The 514-nt window shown below is 76.7% G+C and carries 1 protein-coding gene; it reads right to left on the bottom strand.

Annotated elements, in window-relative coordinates; genetic code table 11:
• Window positions 1-496: cell wall protein (locus FJV41_RS50010; protein WP_246137928.1), on the bottom strand; the 496-nt coding region annotated here is incomplete at its 3' end.
• Window positions 497-514: the final 18 nt, after the last annotated feature.

The raw sequence follows: 514 nt of genomic DNA, 5'->3' as shown, positions 1-514 counted from the left end.
TGGCCCAGCGCTGGGCGGTAGCCTTGGCGCGCTCGCGCTCCGAAGCGAGGGGATTCGCTTCCGGCTTCCCGGCCGGCGTTGGCGCCCCAGGTCCGGAGGCGCCGTCCGCGCCCGTCGCCCCCTTCTTACGCACCCACATGCGAGGGGTGGCGCTGACGGGAGGCTTCGGTGCGGGAGGCGTGGCGTCGGCCTTGGGTCTGCGCCCGCGCGGGAGGATGACGTCGGGGAGGGTGTGGGGCGCGGCGTCCTCCACCCATGCGGCATGCAGCCGGCCGGTGGCCGCCATGAGGCGCCGCTTCTGGTAGTGGGCGGCGCAGTAGCCCTGGCTGCGGTGGGGGCGCTTGCAGCCGATGACGGCACAGGCCCTGGCCGTAGGCGCGGGAGGCTGGAGCGGCGGCAGGCGCTGCGGCTGCGCAGGGGGCGGAGGCCTCGCGTCGTGGACGGGGCGCTGGCGCGACACTTCCTGCTGTGGCCCCGGGGCGAGGCGGCTCGCCACCCCGGCCAGTCTCGCGAC

Source organism: Myxococcus llanfairpwllgwyngyllgogerychwyrndrobwllllantysiliogogogochensis, assembly GCF_006636215.1.
Classification (GTDB): domain Bacteria; phylum Myxococcota; class Myxococcia; order Myxococcales; family Myxococcaceae; genus Myxococcus; species Myxococcus llanfairpwllgwyngyllgogerychwyrndrobwllllantysiliogogogochensis.
This window is presented reverse-complemented; position numbering and strand designations above follow the sequence as displayed.